Here is a 16998-nt window from a genome sequence, read left to right on the forward strand (position 1 = left end):
CCTTCAGCCGGCGATCACTTGAAGCCGGCCTTGTCCGCCAGCTTCTGCGCGACCGGCTGATACTTGCCGAGTTCGGCCACATTGATCCGGTCGGCCTTGAAGCTGCCCATCGCCTCCAGCGCCGGATTGCCGACCTTGACGCTCGGCACCACCGGCCACTCGTTGTTGCCGTTGGCGAAGTAGGCCTGGGCCTCGTCGCTGGCGAGATACTCCAGGAACTTGACCGCCGACTCCTTGTTCGGCGCGTGCTTGAGCATGCCGCCGCCCGAGATGTTCATGTGCACGCCCTGGCTGTCCTGGTTGGGCCAGACCACGCCGAGCTTGTCGGCCACCGCCTTGTCCTCGGGCTTGGTCGACTTCAGCAGGCGCGCGATGTAGTAGGTGTTGGAGATCGCCAGATCGCATTCGCCCGCGGCCACGGCCTTCAGCTGGTCGGTGTCGCCGCCCTTGGGCGTGCGCGCCAGATTGGCGACGACGCCCTGCGCCCAGCGCTCGGTCTTCGCTTCGCCGTCATGCGCGATCAGGCTCGAGATCAGCGACAGGTTGTAGACGTGGCCGCTCGAGCGCGTGCACAGCTTGCCCTTCCACTTCGGGTCGGCCAGGTCCTCATAGGTCTTGATGTCGCCCGGCTTGACGGTGTCCTTGTTGTAGGCGATCACGCGGGCGCGCGCCGAGAAGCCGAACCATTCGCCGTTGGGATCGCGAAAGTTGGCGGGGATGCGCGATTCGAGCACCTTCGATTTGACCGGCGCGAACACGCCGGCCTGCTGCGCCCGCCACAGGCGGCCGATATCGACGGTGATGAACACATCGGCCGGGCTGTTGGCGCCCTCGCTCTTGATCCGCTCGAGCAGCGGATCCTCCTGGCCCTCGATGCGATTGATCTTGATGCCGGTCTGTTTGGTGAAGTTGCTGTACAGCGCCTCGTCGGTCTGATAGTGCCGGGCCGTATAGAGGTTCAGCACCTTTTCCTGTGAGCCCTGGGCCATCGCGGCCAGGGGAATCGACGCGGCGCTGGCCGCCATGGCGAGAGCTGCCGCAGCGGGCAGCAGACGACGAAACACGAACATGGACTCCTCCGGGCTTTGCGGTTCCGCCGCTGGCCGAATGTCAGCGGGCGAGCGCAAACAATAATGATTCCCGTTTTCGGCGTCAATGTCGGTTTCCCCGCGTGGAACGGCCGCGACAGGACTGCTCCACTGGCGGGAATATCACCAGGCCGGAATGTTCGCTTCGGCCTGGCACGCCCTCAGCCGCTGGCGCGAGACACCAGCGCGCCGACCGCGTCGGCCGGCAGCGGTCCGTGGCAGCCGCGTTCGCCGCCGCGCCGTTGGGTCACCAGCCAGACCCGGCCGGGCTGACCGGTCGGACGCAGCAGCCAGGCATCGCCGCGCGCGGCGCCCGGCAACTCCTCGAGCACGCCGCTGCGCTCGGACTGCAGCATCGTGGCGCAGTCGCGCGCGGAGGCGGCCGTGGCGGCCAGGAAATCCGCATTGGTCAGCACCTCGGCCAGCGTGGTGTCCGGCGCGCGCAGAAACGCGTCGATATCGAATTGCCGGCTCGGGGCCGCATTCCTGCCACCGGTGCATGCGCCCAGTGCCAGCAGCGTGGCCAGCGCCGGGCCGATCGCCAGACGCCCCCCCAATCGCAGCGCCGTGTGGCGCGAGGTGGCCGGCCTCATTGGCGGATCACGTCGGCGCCCTTGGGGACGCTGAAGCGGAAGGTGTCGGCCGGCAGCGACGGGTTCTTCTGCATCGCGCTGAAGGTCAGCAGCGTGGTGTTGCCGAACGCGTCGCGCAGCTCCATCGCTTCCAGGTTGCCGCCCTTGAAGCCGATGCCGATCCGCTCGAACTGGGTGTCCTTGGCCTTGGGCGTCAGCTCCAGCCATTCGACGCCGTCGCGGGTCGGGCCGTCCTTGACGACGAAGCTCTTCTCCAGGTCGTTGCTGCCGAACAGGATTGCCGCTGGGCTCGAGCCCAGCGCGGCGTCGAGCTTGCGCTCGGTGACCTGGTTCAGGTCCTTGTCGTAGATGTAGAGCGTCTGTCCATCGGCCTGCAGCAGTTGCTCGTAGGGCTTGGTATAGCGCCACGCGAATTTGCCGGGACGGGAGAACACGAAGGTGCCGCTCGAGGTGCCGGTGATGCGCATCGCCTCTCCCGTGCCCTTGACCTGGCGCTGCGTGAATTCGCCGCGTGCGCTCTTGACGGTAGTGACGAAGGTTTTCAGCTGATCGGTGGCGGCGGCTTGCGCGGTGGCCGGGGCCAGCGCGGCCCAGCCCAGGGTGGCGGCAGTGCCGACGGCGGCAAGTGCGGACGCCAGTACGCGATTAGGCATGCAATCGATCCTTGTTTTGGGTAAGTGTCCGGTTAGAGCCGGGGAGCGGCGCCGGATTCCGTCCGCGGGCGTCAGCAAGCGTGACACGCGTAACGGCATATTACCGGGCATGAGCCGGGCCGCCCGGCGCGCGCTATTCGTCGCGCGCGCCGCCGGCGGGGGCCAGGATGTCGCGATTGCCGTTGCCCGACATCGCCGACACCAGACCGGCCTTCTCCATGTCCTCGAGCAGGCGCGCGGCGCGGTTGTAGCCGATGCGCAGATGGCGCTGCACCAGCGAGATCGACGCGCGGCGATTCTTCAGCACGACTTCGACGGCCTGGTCGTACAGCGGGTCGGCCTCGCCGCCACCGCCGATGCCCGCACCGCCGCCCATGCCATCGACACCGATGTCGCCCTCGGCCAGCCCGCCTTCGAGAATGCCCTCGATATAGTTCGGCTCGCCGGCTTCCTTCAGCTTGTCGACCACGCGGTGCACCTCGTCGTCCGAGACGAAGGCGCCGTGCACGCGCACCGGCAGGCCGGTGCCCGGCGCGAGATACAGCATGTCGCCCATGCCGAGCAGCGTCTCGGCGCCCTGCTGGTCCAGGATCGTGCGCGAGTCGATCTTGCTGCTGACCTGGAACGAGATCCGTGTCGGCACGTTGGCCTTGATCAGGCCGGTGATCACGTCGACCGACGGCCGCTGCGTCGCCAGCACCAGATGGATGCCGGCCGCGCGGGCCTTCTGTGCGATCCGCGCGATCAGCTCCTCGACCTTCTTGCCGACCACCATCATCAGGTCGGCCAGCTCGTCGATCACGATCACGATGGTCGGCAGCTTCTCCAGCGGCTCCGGGGCATCCGGCGTCAGGCTGAACGGATTCGGAATCTTCTCCTCGCGGGCCGCCGCCTCGTCGATCTTCTTGTTGTAGCCGGCCAGATTGCGCACGCCCATCTTGCTCATCAGCTTGTAGCGGCGCTCCATTTCGCCGACCGCCCAGTTCAGCGCATTGCCGGCCTGGCGCATGTCGGTGACCACCGGGCACAGCAGATGGGGGATGCCCTCGTAGATGCTCATTTCGAGCATCTTGGGGTCGATCAGGATCAGCCGCACGCTGTCGGCCTTGGCCTTGTACAGCAGCGACAGGATCATCGCGTTGATGCCGACCGACTTGCCCGAGCCGGTGGTACCGGCCACCAGGCAGTGCGGCATGCGCGCCAGGTCGGCGACCACCGGCTTGCCGGCGATGTCCTTGCCGAGCGCCAGCGTCAGCTGCGAGGCGCTCTCGTTGTAGACCTGCGAGCCGAGGATCTCGCCCAGGCGCACCGCCTGGCGCTTCGGATTCGGCAGCTCCAGGCCCATGTAGTTCTTGCCCGGGATGGTCTCGACCACGCGGATCGACACCAGCGACAGCGAGCGCGCCAGGTCCTTGGCCAGGTTGACGATCTGGCTGCCCTTGACGCCGGTGGCCGGCTCGATCTCGTAGCGGGTGATCACCGGGCCCGGATAGGCGGCCACGACCTTGACTTCGACGCCGAAGTCCTTGAGCTTCTTCTCGATCAGACGCGAGGTGAATTCCAGCGTCTCGGCGCTGACCGTCTCCTGCGACGCCGGCACCGGATCGAGCAGCGACAGCGGCGGCAGGTCGGCATCCTGCAGGTCGGCGAACAGCGGCTGCTGCTTCTCGCGCTCGACCCGTTCGTGCTTGGGCACCGCCTGCGGACGCACGATCTGCACCGGCGCGGCCTCCTCGATGCGCACGCGCTGGACCTCGACGGTCTCGGTACGCTCGACCTTGGCCGCCTCGCCGATGATGCGGTCCTGCTTGCTTTCGCGGCGCGCCTTGAAGCCGAGGAAGGCGGTCTCGACGAAGGCGCCGACCTTCTCGCAGACCGACAGCCACGAGAAATGGAAGAACAGCGACAGCCCGATCGCCAGCATCAGCAGCAGCAGCAGCGTGGCGCCGGTAAAGCCCAGCGCGGTCTGCAGCCAGCCGCCCAGCAGGTCGCCCAGCACGCCGCCGGGCGCGCGCGGCAGCGCCTCGCGCAGCGGATACATGCGGACCGCCTCGAGGCCCATGCTGGCGGCCAGCGTCAGGCCGAAGCCGATCCAGCTGACCACCACGCCCTGGCGCGCCTGTTCTACCTGGTCGGGGAACTCGGCCGTCAGCATGCGCCAGCCGCGCCAGCAGCGGCGCACCAGCAGCACGCCGAGCCAGTAGGCGGAGAAACCGAAGATGAAGAACAGCACGTCGGCGAGCCAGGCGCCGACGCGGCCGCCGAGGTTGTGGATCTGCGCCACCTGGTTGGCGTGCGACCAGCCCGGATCGGCCTTGCTGTAGCTGGCCAGGATGCACAGGAAGGCCAGCGTCGCGGCCAGCAGCAGGAACCAGCGTACTTCTCCCAACAGCTTGCCGATGCGGGAAGGCAGGACGGAGGGATCGGTGCGGGTGGTCGTGGTGGTTCTGGCCATGCGGGGGTACGGATGGCGGCGCGGCACGGCGCCGTACGGAATTGCGGTGGCGGCATTTTACCTCCCCCGCAGGCTATCGCCGCCATTGGAATTTGCAACAATGCGCCAACGCCGGTCCACTTATAATGCGGGTTTTCGATTACCCATGCCGGCGCGCCATGCACGCCGGTCACAGGAACGCATCATGGCCAAACACGCGAAAGTGCTGATTCTCGGTTCCGGTCCCGCCGGCTACACCGCCGCCGTCTACGCGGCGCGCGCCAACCTGGAGCCGGTGCTGATCACCGGCCTGGCCCAGGGCGGCCAGCTGATGACCACCACCGACGTGGAAAACTGGCCGGCCGATCCGAACGGCGTGCAGGGCCCCGAGCTGATGCAGCGTTTCCTCGAGCATGCCGAGCGCTTCAAGACCGAAATCATCTTCGACCATATCCATACGGCCAGGCTGACCGAGCGTCCGATCCGCCTGGTCGGCGACGCCGGCGAGTACACCTGCGACGCGCTGATCATCGCCACCGGCGCCTCGGCGCAGTACCTGGGCCTGCCCTCCGAGGAAAACTTCATGGGCCGCGGCGTGTCGGCCTGCGCCACCTGCGACGGCTTCTTCTACAAGAACCAGGAAGTCGCGGTGATCGGCGGCGGCAATACCGCGGTCGAAGAGGCGCTGTACCTGTCCCACATCGCCAGCAAGGTCACCGTGATCCATCGCCGCGACAAGTTCCGCGCCGAGCCGATCCTGGTCGATCGCCTGCTGGCGCGCGAGAAGGAGGGCCGCGTCGAGATCGTCTGGAACACCGTGCTCGACGAGGTGGTGGGCGACGAGTCCGGCGTGACCGGCGTGCGCATCCGCAATGTGCAGAGCGGCGCCACCGAGGAGCGCAAGCTCGCGGGCGTGTTCGTCGCGATCGGCCACAAGCCGAACACCGACCTGTTCGTCGGCCAGCTGGAGATGAACAACGGCTATATCGTGACCAAGAGCGGCCTGTCGGGCGACGCCACGGCTACCAACATCCCGGGCGTGTTCGCCGCCGGCGACGTGCAGGATCACGTCTACCGCCAGGCCATCACCAGCGCTGGCACCGGCTGCATGGCCGCGCTCGACGCGCAGCGCTACGTCGAAGCGCTGAAGTAAGTTTCGCTGCTCGCCTGCGGCGAGCGGCCCTCTCCCCGGCCCCTCTCCCGCAGGTGGGAGAGGGGCATGCCGACGCCTCGGCTGCCCTCGGTTTTTTCCCTCTGTCCCCTCCCTCTCTTGCGGGAGAGGAATCACCGGCGCCTCGACTGTCCGTGGGTTTTCTCCCTTCTCCCGCAGGCGGCAGAGGGGCCGGGGGAGAAGGATTCCCACCGCTGCGCCCGCGCCACCTTCTGCCGCCGATCGTGTTACCTTGCCGGTTTCACGGTCTTGCCCGCCGCCACGCGGCGGTGCCGCTTTTCCCATCATGAAGCACGGTGCCAGCAAATCCGGCCGCCCTGCCGGTTCCTCCCCCACTCCCGCCCGTACCCGCCTTGGCCTCGACGACCTGGCACGGCTGCGCGACCAGATGAAGGCCGACGCCGAGCGCCGCGAGGCCGAGCGCCTGGCCGCCGAGGAAGCCGCGCGCCAGGCGGCGCTGGAAGCCAATGTGTTCCGCAACAGCATCGGCAATGTCCAGACATTGCGCGATCGCAACCGCGTGACGCCGCCCGCGCGGCGGCCCGAGCCGGTGCCGGTGCAAACCCGGCTCGACGACCAGGCGGTGCTGGCGGCCTCGCTATCGGATCAGTTCGATGTGGAAAACCTGCTGGAGACCGACGACACGCTGTCGTTCCGCCGTCCCGGCATCGGCAACGACGTGATCCGCAAGCTGCGGCGCGGCGAATGGGTGCCGCAGGACCGCATCGATCTGCATGGATTGCGGCGCGACGAGGCACGGGAGGCGCTGGCCGAATTCCTGCGCCGATGCGTGCGGCGCGGCGTGCGCTGCGTGCGCGTGATCCACGGCAAGGGCAACGGCTCGCCCGACAAGCAACCGGTGCTCAAGGGCAAGGTGCGCAGCTGGCTGGTGCAGAAGGAGGAAGTGCTGGCCTTCGTGGAGGCGCGGGGCGCCGAGGGCGGCTCGGGGGCCTTGATGGTGTTGCTGCGTCAGCCGTACGCTTGACGGCTGTGGCCCCCTCCCCCGGGCGGGAGAGGGGCAAAACCGGGCGGCCTCAGACCGCCGCTTCGTCCTGCTCGCCGGTACGGATACGGATCACGCGCTCGATCTCGGTGACGAAGATCTTGCCGTCGCCGATCTTGCCGGTATGGGCGGCCTTGACGATCGCGTCCAGCACGGTATCGAGCTGGCTTTCGGCCACGACCACCTCGATCTTGATCTTCGGCAGGAAGTCGACCACATACTCGGCGCCGCGATACAGCTCCGTGTGGCCCTTCTGGCGGCCGAAGCCCTTGACTTCGGTGACCGTCAGGCCGGTCACGCCCACGTCGGCCAGCGCCTCACGCACTTCGTCCAGCTTGAACGGTTTGATGATGGCGGTAATTTGCTTCATGTCGGCCCCCTTTCTGTCGTGATTGGTTGATGCAAGATTCTAGCCCGCGCGGCGCGATGACGCGCCAAAGCGGGTTGGGGATCACCCCTTGTCGTGTCGATTGCCGGCCTGCGCCGCCGCCCCACCCTTGCCCCGGGCGTTCGGCGCAGCGGCGGTGTCCGGAATGCGGTCCAGTTCGGCCAGCCACGCGCTGGACTCGCTGTCGCTGGGCGCGCGCCAGTCGCCGCGCGGCGACAGCGAACCGCCCGAACCGACCTTCGGCGCATTCGGAATGCACGAACGCTTGAACTGGCTGGTGCGGAAGAAGCGGTCGAGGAAGATCCGCAGATTGCGCTTGATGTCGGCCAGTTCGTACTGGTTGCGCGCGACATGGGCCTCCTCGGGCCACTGTCCCGCCTCGCGGTCGCCCCAGGCATGCAGTGCCAGGTAGGCGACCTTCGACGGCGTGAAGCCGAAGCGCAGCGTGTAGTACAGATTGAAATCCTGCAGCTCGTAGGGGCCGATCACGCTTTCGGTCTTCTGACCCGGCTTGTCGCTGGAATCGCCGGGCACCAGTTCGGGGCTGATATCGGTGCCCAGCACGTCGAGCAGCACCTCGCTGCCACCCGCACCGATCTGGCCCGTTTCGGCGACCCAGCGCACCAGATGCGAGATCAGCGTCTTCGGCACGCTGGCATTGACGTTGTAATGCGACATGTGGTCGCCGACGCCGTAGGTGCACCAGCCCAGTGCGAGCTCGCTCAGGTCGCCGGTGCCGATCACGATGCCGTTGTGGTGATTGGCCAGCCGGAACAGATGATTGGTGCGCTCGCCGGCCTGCACGTTCTCGAAGGTCACGTCGTAGACCGGCTTGCCGTCGGCGAACGGATGGCCCAGGTCCTTCAGCATCGCCAGGCAGCTCGGCCGGATGTCGATCTCGCGCGCGGTGCAGCCGACCACCTCCATCAGCCGCCTGGCCTGCTGCAGCGTGCGGTCGCTGGTGGCAAAGCCCGGCATCGTGAAGCCGAGGATATTGGCGCGCGGCAGTCCCAGCCGGTCCATCGCCTTGGCGCAGACCAGCAGCGCATGGGTCGAGTCCAGGCCGCCGGAGACGCCGATCACCACCTTCGAGATGCCGGTGGCCGACAGCCGCTGCACCAGCGCCTGCACCTGGATCTGGTAGACCTCGTTGCAGCGTTCGTCGCGCCGCCGGCGGTCGGCCGGCACATAGGGGAAACGCTCGACGCGGCGTTGCAGCGGCAGATCGCGGTCCTCGTCGACACCGAGCACAAAGCCGACGGTGCGGAACTTCGCCACCTCGGCGGCATGGCGGCGCACCGAGTCGCCGAACGTCGTCATGTGCATGCGCTCGCGCGACAGCCGCTCCAGATCGACGTCGGCGAAGATCATGTGCGAATCGTCGGCAAAGCGCTCCGATTCGGCCAGCAGTTCGCCGTTCTCGTAGACCAGCGCCTGGCCGTCCCAGGCGAGATCGGTGGTCGATTCCCCCTTGCCGGCCGAGCTGTACAGATAGGCGGCCAGGCAACGGGCCGACTGCTGCGACACCAGTTGATGACGGTAGCCGGACTTGCCGACCACGATATTGGACGCCGACAGATTGACCAGCACCGTGGCCCCCGCCAGCGCGGCGAACGACGACGGCGGGATCGGCACCCAGACGTCCTCGCAGATCTCGACATGAAAGCGCAGCAGCGGGATGTTCTCGACCTCGAACAGCAGGCCGGCGCCGAACGGCACGCTCTGGCCCAGCAGGTCGACCTGGTCGACCGTGGCGCAATCGGCCGCGCTGAACTGGCGCGCCTCGTAGAATTCCCAGTAATTGGGCAGGAAGCTCTTGGGCACGACGCCACGCAGCTGGCCGCCGGCGACCACCACGGCGCAGTTGAACAGCTGATGCTGGATCCGCAGCGGCATGCCGACCACCAGCGCGCACGGCAGCGTGCGCGAGGCCTCAACGATCTCGCCCAGCGCGCGCTCGCAGGCGTCGAGCAGGGTCTTCTGATGGAACAGGTCGTCGCAGCTGTAGGCCGACAAACCCAGCTCGGGGAAGGCCACCAGCGCGGCGCCGGCGTCGGCCGCCTGGCGGGCCAGCGCGATGGTCTGCTGCGCGTTGAAGGCGGGATCGGCGACCTTGCAGCGTGGCACGCCGACCGCCACGCGCACGAAGCCATGGGAATACAGATTGAAGAATCGGCTCATCTTGAACACCCTTGTTGTGCGCAGGGCCGCATGGTGCCGGACCGATGCCAGGCGCGGCCACAGGCGATAATGCGAGTCGGCACCTGCCCCGCAACCACCCGCATCACCCCTTCTGGCCGGAGGTCCCTCGGGCCTCGGCAAGGCACATCGTGAAAGCAAGCAAGTCCATGCCATCCCACGCAGGCCGCGCCGCCATGCCGGCGGAGCGACCCGAGAATTATCGCACGCGTATCGTCGAGAACCTGGCCGACCTCTCGCCGGTGGAGTGGGACGGCCTGCTGGCGCGGCAGCCCGGCCGCACGCCGTTCCTGCGCCATGCCTTCCTGCATGCGCTGCATGCGAGCGGCAGCGCCAGCGACGACACCGGCTGGAGCCCGCGCCATCTGACGTTGTGGAAGGAAACCGCCGACGGCGAGCGCCTGGCCGCGGCGATGCCGCTCTACGCCAAGGCGCACTCGTACGGCGAGTATGTGTTCGACTGGGCCTGGGCCGATGCCTATGCGCAGAATGGCCTGGAGTACTACCCGAAGTGGCTGTCGGCGATTCCGTTCACGCCGGTGCAAGGCACGCGCCTGCTGGCCGAGAACGCGCTGGCGCGCGAACTGTTGCTGCAGGTCGCGCTGACGCTGGCCGAGCAGAGCCAGCTGTCCTCCCTGCATGTGCTGTTTCCCGACGACGCCGAGGCCAAGCTGATGCAGCAGGCCGGCATGATGATGCGCCACGGCGTGCAGTTCCACTGGACCAATCCCGGCTATCCGGATTTCGACGCGTTTCTCGCCACGCTGTCGCAGAAGAAGCGCAAGAACATCCGGGCGGAAAGGCGCCGCGTCGCCGAGGCCGGCATCGCGTTCCGCCATCTGCGCGGCAACGAGATCGGGCCCGATGACTGGCGGCTGTTCCATCGCTGCTATCGGCAGACCTATCGCGAACACCGCTCGACGCCGTATCTGAACCTGGACTTCTTCGAGCGCATCGGCGCGGCCATGCCCGAGCATCTGCTGATGGTGATCGCCCGCCGCGAGGGCCGTGACATCGCCGCCTCGCTGCTGGTCTACGACGACGATCCGGCGGTCAGCACGTTGTACGGACGCTATTGGGGCGCGCTCGAACACCATCCCTGCCTGCATTTCGAAACAGCGTACTACCAGCCGCTGGCCTTCTGCATCGAACACGGGATCCGCACCTTCGAGGGCGGCGCGCAGGGCGAACACAAGATGGCGCGCGGCTTCCTGCCGGTCGCCACGCGCTCGGCCCACTGGCTCGCGCACCCGGCCTTCGCGGACGCGGTTGAGCGCTTCCTCGCGCGCGAACGCGCGGGAATCGATGCGTATCTGGATGAACTGAACGACAGGACGCCGTATGCGAGGACGGCGGGGGAGCCGGGCTAGCGCGGCCAGTGTGAGCGCGAAATAGCCCACGGCGGAGGGGTTCTCCCCTCTCCCACGTGTGGGAGAGGGGAGCAGGTCAGAGGGATCCGAAACGTCGCGCTACTACTTCAGACCTTCGCGGCCACCCACTCGCCCACGCCCGCCAGCGCCGCCGGCAGCTTCGCCGGTTCGGTGCCGCCGGCCTGGGCCATGTCGGGGCGGCCGCCGCCCTTGCCGCCGACCTGCTGGGCGACGAAGTTGACCAGCTCGCCGGCCTTGACCTTGCCGGTCGCGTCGGCGGTCACGCCGGCGATCAGGCTGACCTTGCCGTCCTGCACCGCGCCGAGCACGATGGCCGCGCTCTTTAGCTTGTCCTTGAGCTTGTCCATCGTCTCGCGCAGCGTCTTGACGTCGGCGCCTTCCAGCTGGGCCGCCAGCACCTTCAGGCCCTTGACCTCGATCGCCTGGCTGGCCAGCTCGTCGCCCTGCGACGCGGCCAGCTTGCTCTTCAGGCGCTCGAGCTCCTTCTCCAGCGCGCGGACCTGGTCCTGCATCTGGCCGATGCGCGGCACCAGTTCGCTCGGCTGCGCCTTCAGCCCGGCCGCGGCCTCGTTCAGGCGCGCGTCCAGCGACTGCAGATAGTGCAGCGCGTTGTCGCCGGTGATCGCCTCGACGCGGCGGATGCCGGCCGCGACGCCGCCTTCCACCACGATCTTGAACAGGCCGATATCGCCGGTGCGGGCCACGTGGGTGCCGCCGCACAGCTCCTTCGAGCTGCCGATCGACAGCACGCGCACCTCGTCGGCGTACTTCTCACCGAACAGCGCCATCGCGCCGCTCTTGACCGCATCGTCGAACGGCATCAGCTCGGCGCCGGTGGCCTCGTTGCGCAGGATTTCGGCGTTGACGATCTCCTCGACCTCGCGGATCTGCGCCGCGGTCAGCGGCGCGTTGTGCGAGAAGTCAAAGCGGGTCTTGTCGGCATCGACCAGCGAGCCCTTCTGCTGCACGTGGCTGCCGAGCACTTCGCGCAGCGCCTTGTGCATCAGGTGGGTGGCCGAGTGGTTGCGCATCGTGCGCGCGCGGCGCAGCGCGTCGACCTCGGCGGCCACGGTGTCGCCGACCTTCAGCGCGGCGCCGGCGAGCGTGCCCTGATGGCCGAACACATCGGCCTGCACCTTGGTCGTATCGGCCACCGCGAACACCGCCGCGCCGGCCCTGATCTCGCCCTGGTCGCCGGCCTGGCCGCCCGACTCGGCGTAGAACGGCGTGTGGTCCAGCACCACCACGCCGGTCTGGCCCGGCTGCATGGTATCGACCGAAGCGCCGTCGACGTACAGCGCGACCACCTTGGCGTCATTCAGCGCCAGCTTCTCGTAGCCGTGGAAGGTCGTCTTGGCGCCGGTATATTCGAGGCCGGCGGCCATCTTGAACTTGCCGGCGGCGCGGGCCTGCTCGCGCTGGCGCGTCATCGCGGCGTCGAACGCGGCCTCGTCGACCGAGACCTGCTGCTCGCGGCAGACGTCCTGCGTCAGGTCCAGCGGGAAGCCGTAAGTGTCGTGCAGCTTGAACGCGAGCTCGCCGTCCAGCATGGTGCCGCCTTTGGCCTTCAGGTCGGCCAGCGCCGCATCGAGAATGCTCATGCCGTTCTCGATGGTCTCGAAGAAGCGCTCTTCCTCGGCCTTCAGCACCTCGACCACGCGCGGCTCGGCCTCGGCCAGCTCCGGATAGGCCTCGCCCATCTGCGCGACCAGGTCCGCCACCAGCTTGTGGAAGAACGGCGTCTTGCGGCCCAGCTTGTAGCCGTGGCGGATCGCCCGGCGCACGATCCGGCGCAGCACGTAGCCGCGGCCCTCGTTGCCCGGGATCACGCCGTCGACGATCAGGAACGAGCAGGCGCGGATATGGTCGGCGATGACCTTCAGCGAGTTGTTGGCCAGGTCGTCGACGCCGGTTTCGCGCGCGGCGGCGCGGATCAGCGCCTGGAACAGGTCGATCTCGTAGTTGCTGTGCACGTGCTGCAGCACCGCGGCGATCCGCTCCAGACCCATGCCGGTGTCGACGCAGGGCTTGGGCAGCGGCGTCATGTTGCCCTGCTCGTCCCGGTTGAACTGCATGAACACCAGGTTCCAGATCTCGATGTAGCGGTCGCCGTCCTCTTCGGCCGATCCCGGCGGGCCGCCCCAGACCTCGGGACCATGGTCGTAGAAGATCTCGGAGCACGGGCCGCAGGGACCGGTGTCGGCCATCTGCCAGAAGTTGTCGGACGCGTAGCGCGCGCCCTTGTTGTCGCCGATCCGCACGATGCGCTCGACCGGCACGCCGACTTCCCTGGCCCAGATGTCATAGGCCTCGTCGTCCTCGGCATAAACCGTGACCCACAGCTTCTCGGCCGGCAGGTTGTAGACCTTGGTCAGCAGTTCCCATGCGTACTGGATCGCCTCGCGCTTGAAGTAGTCGCCGAACGAGAAGTTGCCCAGCATCTCGAAGAAGGTATGGTGGCGCGCGGTATAGCCGACGTTTTCCAGGTCGTTGTGCTTGCCGCCGGCACGCACCGAACGCTGCGACGAGGTCGCGCGCGAATAGGGCCGCTTGTCGGTGCCGAGGAAGACGTCCTTGAACTGCACCATGCCGGAGTTGGTGAACAACAGCGTCGGATCGTTGGCCGGCACGAGGCTCGACGAGCGGACCACGGTATGGCCCTTCGATTCGAAGAACTGCAGGAACTTGCTGCGGATGTCGGAGACTTTCATGTTTGGGGGCAAGGCGTCCCCGCATGGACATCGCAGGGCGCAGTCGGATTGGATTTGCAAACCGTTGATTATACGGGGAACGCGGCCGCAACGGCAGGCTGGGCCGGCGCTGGCGGGCGGTCCGCGGCGCCGTCCGGCGGCACGCGCGGCACGGAGGCAACACCGCTGCCGGGGTCCGCGGATGTGCGTCCGGCGACCCGCCGGTGGTACAGTGCTGGCTGTCCGGGCCGGGGCGGCCCCGCCCGCCTGCGCGCCTGTGCCGGCCGGTGCCGCCGGTTCGTTCGGCCGGCGATTCGCCGCCCTGCCCGATTCGTCGTCCCGCTGCCTCACCGCTACCGCCTGATATTCCCATGGGAGCCTTAAGCCACCTCCGCGTTCTCGACCTGACCCGCGTGCTCGCCGGGCCTTGGTGCGCGCAGAACCTTGCCGACTTCGGCGCCGACGTGATCAAGATCGAACGGCCCGGCGCCGGCGACGACACCCGAACCTGGGGTCCGCCCTGGCTGCAGGACGAGTCGGGCCGCGATACTGCCGAAGCCGCCTATTACCTTGCCGCCAACCGCAACAAGCGCTCGGTGACCTGCGACATCAGCACGCCGGAAGGCCAGCAGCTGGTACGCGAACTGGCCGCGCAGAGCGACGTGGTGCTGGAGAACTACAAGGTCGGCCAGCTGAAGAAGTACGGGCTCGACTACGAGTCGCTGAAGGCGGTCAAGCCGGACCTGATCTACTGCTCGGTGACCGGCTTCGGCCAGACCGGCCCCTACGCCGCCCGCCCGGGCTACGACTTCATCATCCAGGGCATGGGCGGCTTCATGAGCCTGACCGGCGAGCGCGACGACCTGCCCGGCGGCGGTCCGCAGAAGGCCGGCGTGGCGATCTCCGACCTGATGACCGGCCAGTACGCGACCATCGCGGTACTGGCGGCGCTGGCGCACCGCGACCGTACCGGCGAGGGCCAGTACATCGACATGGCGCTGCTCGACGTGCAGGTCGCCATGCTGGCCAACATGAACACCAACTACCTGGCCAGCGGCGTCGCGCCGAAGCGCTGGGGCAATGCGCACCCGAACATCGTGCCGTACCAGACCTTCCAGGCGGCCGATGGCTGGATCATCGTCGCGGTCGGCAACGACGGGCAGTTCCGCAAGTTCGTCGAGGCCGGCGGCAGGCCTGAACTATCGGCCGATCCGCGCTTCGCCACCAATCCGCAGCGCGTGGCCAACCGCGACACGCTGGTGCCGATGCTGGCCGAGATGGTCCGGCCGCGCACGCGCGCGCAGTGGATCGCCGATCTGGAAGCGGCCGGCGTGCCGTGCGGCCCGATCAATACGCTGGATGACGTGTTCGAGGACGCCCAGGTCAAGGCGCGCGGCCTGCGCGTGGACCTGCCGCACCCCAGCGCCGGCGAGGTCAAGCTGGTCGGCAGTCCGATCAAGATGAGCGCCACGCCGCCGCAGGCGGTGCGCCACCCGCCGCTGCTGGGCGAGCACACCGACGCGGTGCTGGGCGAGATGCTCGGCTATACGCCGGAGCGCATCGCCGAACTGCGGGCCAGGGGCGTGCTGTGACGGTTCGAATGACGACTGGAACCACGGCCTGAGCGATCAATGACGAGGCGGCGGCCGCGGGGCCGGCCGTCGTCCGCACCGATTTCGCCCCTCCCCCAACCGAACCGAGCCGGAGTACCCATGCAGATCGATGCCTTGCTCGCTTTTCTCCACTTCCTGTCCATCTTCGCGCTGATCACCTTCCTGGTCGCCGAGGCCGTCGTGCTGCGCCCCGGCATCACGCCGGCGGCGGTGCGCCGCGTCGGCATCTACGACCTGCTGTACTTCGGCTCCGCGATGGCGGCGCTGGCCACGGGCCTGCTGCGGCTGTTCTACGGCGCCAAGGGCGTCGAGTTCTATCTGCCCAACCCGTGGTTCCACGCCAAGATGACGGTGTTCGTGCTGATCGCGCTGTGCTCGCTGCCGCCGACCTTCCGCTTCCGCCGCTGGCGCGCGCAGGCGGCGGGCCAGGCCGGCTTCGTGCCGTCCGACGCGGAATTGAAGGCCGCGCGCCGCTGGGTCATGATCGAAGCGCATCTGCTGATCCTGCTGCCGCTGTGCGCCGTGATGATGGCGCGCGGGCTCGGCATCCGCGGCTGAGTCCGGCTGCCACCTCGGCAAAAGACCGCCAGGACGACCCAGACCGATACGAAACCAATACGAGGCGCCGGCGGACCCGCCGCGCCCGCCGATTCCCAACCTGCTGACTGGCTACCATGTTCAAGACCTTCGCCGCCAACGCGCTGACCGCGGCCGCCCTCGTGGCGTCCGTCGGCGCCGCCCTGTTCGCCGCCCCGGCGGCCGCGCAACCGCCTGCCGCCGCCTGGCCGAGCAAACCGATCCGCTTCGTCGTGCCCTATCCGGCCGGCGGCCCGCTCGATACCGTCGCGCGCGCGATCGGCGACAAGCTCAAGGACTCGCTCGGCCAGCCGGTCGTCATCGAGAACCGGCCGGGCGCCGGCGGCAATCTCGGCGCCGACTACGTGGCCCGCCAGCCGGCGGACGGCTACACGATCGTGATGGGCGCGGTCGCGACGCACGCGATCAACCCGACGCTGTTCGCGAAGATGCCCTACGACCCGGTCAAGGATTTCACGCCGATCACGCTGGTCGCGGACGTGCCCAACGTGCTGGTGATGCACCCGGGCAAGGCCGCCGAACTGCATATCGAGTCGGTGCGCGACCTGGTCGAATATGCGCGCAAGAACCCGGGCAAGCTGGACTACGCCTCGGGCGGCAACGGCAGCGCCGGCCATCTGTCGGGCGAACTGTTCAAGAGCCTGGCCAAGGTCAGCATGGTCCATATCCCGTACAACGGCGCGGCGCCGGCCCAGCTGTCGGTGCTGTCCGGCCAGACCGACCTGATCTTCGACAACCTGGCCTCGGCCAGCGCCAATATCAAGGCCGGCAAGCTCAAGGCCTTCGCCGTGACCACGCCGGCGCGCGCCAGCGCCGTGCCCGAACTGCCGACCATCGCCGAAGCGGGCAAGGGCCTGGGCCTGGAGAGCTTCGACATCTCGACGTGGTTTGGCGTGTTCGCGCCGGCCAACGTGCCGCGCGACGTCGTCGACCGTCTCAATCGCGAGATCGTCGCGATCCTGAAGACCGACGAGATGAAGGCCCGCATGGCCCGTATCGGCGCCCAGCCCGCGCCGACCACGCCGGAACAGTTCGGCGCGCTGGTGCAGCGCGAACTGAAGAAGTACGCGCAGATCGTCAAGGCCTCGGGCGCGAAGGTCGACTGACGACATCGGCCCGGCCTTCCCCGGCCGGCGCGATTGCGGCCCGCCGCCCGTCATGGGCGGCGGGCCGTTTCC

Annotated in this window: 13 protein-coding genes; 6 read left to right on the top strand and 7 right to left on the bottom strand. The window is 68.1% G+C overall.

Going from position 1 to position 16998, the window contains the following annotated elements; translation table 11 throughout:
• Window positions 1–14: 14 nt before the first annotated feature.
• From F7Q96_RS04195 to F7Q96_RS04210, 4 genes are all read right to left on the bottom strand, one after another.
• A complete protein-coding gene (locus tag F7Q96_RS04195) occupies window positions 15–1070 on the bottom strand; it encodes a Fe(3+) ABC transporter substrate-binding protein (RefSeq protein WP_053821258.1) in 1056 nt (351 codons plus the stop codon).
• Window positions 1071–1249: 179 nt separating this feature from the next.
• Window positions 1250–1681, bottom strand: coding sequence for a hypothetical protein (locus F7Q96_RS04200; protein ID WP_144425748.1), 432 nt, complete (start codon window positions 1679–1681; stop codon window positions 1250–1252).
• Complete coding sequence (gene lolA / locus F7Q96_RS04205) at window positions 1678–2334, bottom strand: outer membrane lipoprotein chaperone LolA (RefSeq protein ID WP_151022162.1); 657 nt, start codon at window positions 2332–2334, stop codon at window positions 1678–1680. The genes F7Q96_RS04200 and lolA overlap by 4 nt, the downstream gene beginning before the upstream one ends.
• Before the next feature lie 133 nt (window positions 2335–2467).
• Window positions 2468–4789: a DNA translocase FtsK gene (locus F7Q96_RS04210; RefSeq protein WP_151022164.1), complete on the bottom strand. Its 2322-nt coding sequence runs from the start codon at window positions 4787–4789 to the stop codon at window positions 2468–2470.
• 184 nt (window positions 4790–4973) lie between these two features.
• Between F7Q96_RS04210 and trxB the strand changes: the two genes are divergently transcribed.
• Window positions 4974–5921 carry a thioredoxin-disulfide reductase gene (trxB, locus tag F7Q96_RS04215; RefSeq protein ID WP_151022166.1) on the top strand — a complete coding sequence of 316 codons (948 nt, stop codon included), beginning with the start codon at window positions 4974–4976 and terminating at the stop codon, window positions 5919–5921.
• 304 nt (window positions 5922–6225) lie between these two features.
• The gene (locus F7Q96_RS04220) at window positions 6226–6924 is read left to right on the top strand and encodes a Smr/MutS family protein (protein WP_053821257.1); all 699 of its coding nucleotides are present in this window, start codon (window positions 6226–6228) and stop codon (window positions 6922–6924) included.
• Between the two features lie 49 nt (window positions 6925–6973).
• Here F7Q96_RS04220 and glnK read toward each other — a convergent pair whose 3' ends face one another.
• Both glnK and F7Q96_RS04230 read right to left on the bottom strand, forming a co-directional pair.
• The gene (gene glnK, locus F7Q96_RS04225) at window positions 6974–7312 is read right to left on the bottom strand and encodes a P-II family nitrogen regulator (RefSeq protein ID WP_006578394.1); all 339 of its coding nucleotides are present in this window, start codon (window positions 7310–7312) and stop codon (window positions 6974–6976) included.
• 81 nt (window positions 7313–7393) lie between these two features.
• Window positions 7394–9511, bottom strand: a complete 2118-nt coding sequence (locus F7Q96_RS04230; RefSeq protein ID WP_053823008.1) for an NAD(+) synthase — start codon at window positions 9509–9511, stop codon at window positions 7394–7396.
• A 167-nt stretch (window positions 9512–9678) separates the two neighbouring features.
• Here F7Q96_RS04230 and F7Q96_RS04235 point away from each other — a divergent pair, with 167 nt between their 5' ends.
• Window positions 9679–10899 carry a GNAT family N-acetyltransferase gene (locus F7Q96_RS04235; RefSeq protein ID WP_053821256.1) on the top strand — a complete coding sequence of 407 codons (1221 nt, stop codon included), beginning with the start codon at window positions 9679–9681 and terminating at the stop codon, window positions 10897–10899.
• A gap of 107 nt (window positions 10900–11006) precedes the next feature.
• Here F7Q96_RS04235 and alaS read toward each other — a convergent pair whose 3' ends face one another.
• The gene (gene alaS / locus F7Q96_RS04240) at window positions 11007–13631 is read right to left on the bottom strand and encodes an alanine--tRNA ligase (RefSeq protein ID WP_151022168.1); all 2625 of its coding nucleotides are present in this window, start codon (window positions 13629–13631) and stop codon (window positions 11007–11009) included.
• 350 nt (window positions 13632–13981) lie between these two features.
• Between alaS and F7Q96_RS04245 the strand changes: the two genes are divergently transcribed.
• From F7Q96_RS04245 to F7Q96_RS04255, 3 genes are all read left to right on the top strand, one after another.
• On the top strand, window positions 13982–15202 hold the full coding sequence (locus F7Q96_RS04245) for a CaiB/BaiF CoA transferase family protein (protein ID WP_053821255.1): 1221 nt from the start codon (window positions 13982–13984) through the stop codon (window positions 15200–15202).
• A 120-nt stretch (window positions 15203–15322) separates the two neighbouring features.
• Window positions 15323–15781 carry a DUF2214 family protein gene (locus F7Q96_RS04250; protein ID WP_053821254.1) on the top strand — a complete coding sequence of 153 codons (459 nt, stop codon included), beginning with the start codon at window positions 15323–15325 and terminating at the stop codon, window positions 15779–15781.
• Between the two features lie 116 nt (window positions 15782–15897).
• Window positions 15898–16926 (top strand): Bug family tripartite tricarboxylate transporter substrate binding protein, encoded by a 1029-nt coding sequence (locus F7Q96_RS04255; protein WP_053821253.1) that lies wholly within the window; start codon window positions 15898–15900, stop codon window positions 16924–16926.
• Window positions 16927–16998: the final 72 nt, after the last annotated feature.

Origin of the sequence: Cupriavidus gilardii, assembly GCF_008801915.1 — a bacterium.
GTDB classification, from domain to species: domain Bacteria; phylum Pseudomonadota; class Gammaproteobacteria; order Burkholderiales; family Burkholderiaceae; genus Cupriavidus; species Cupriavidus gilardii.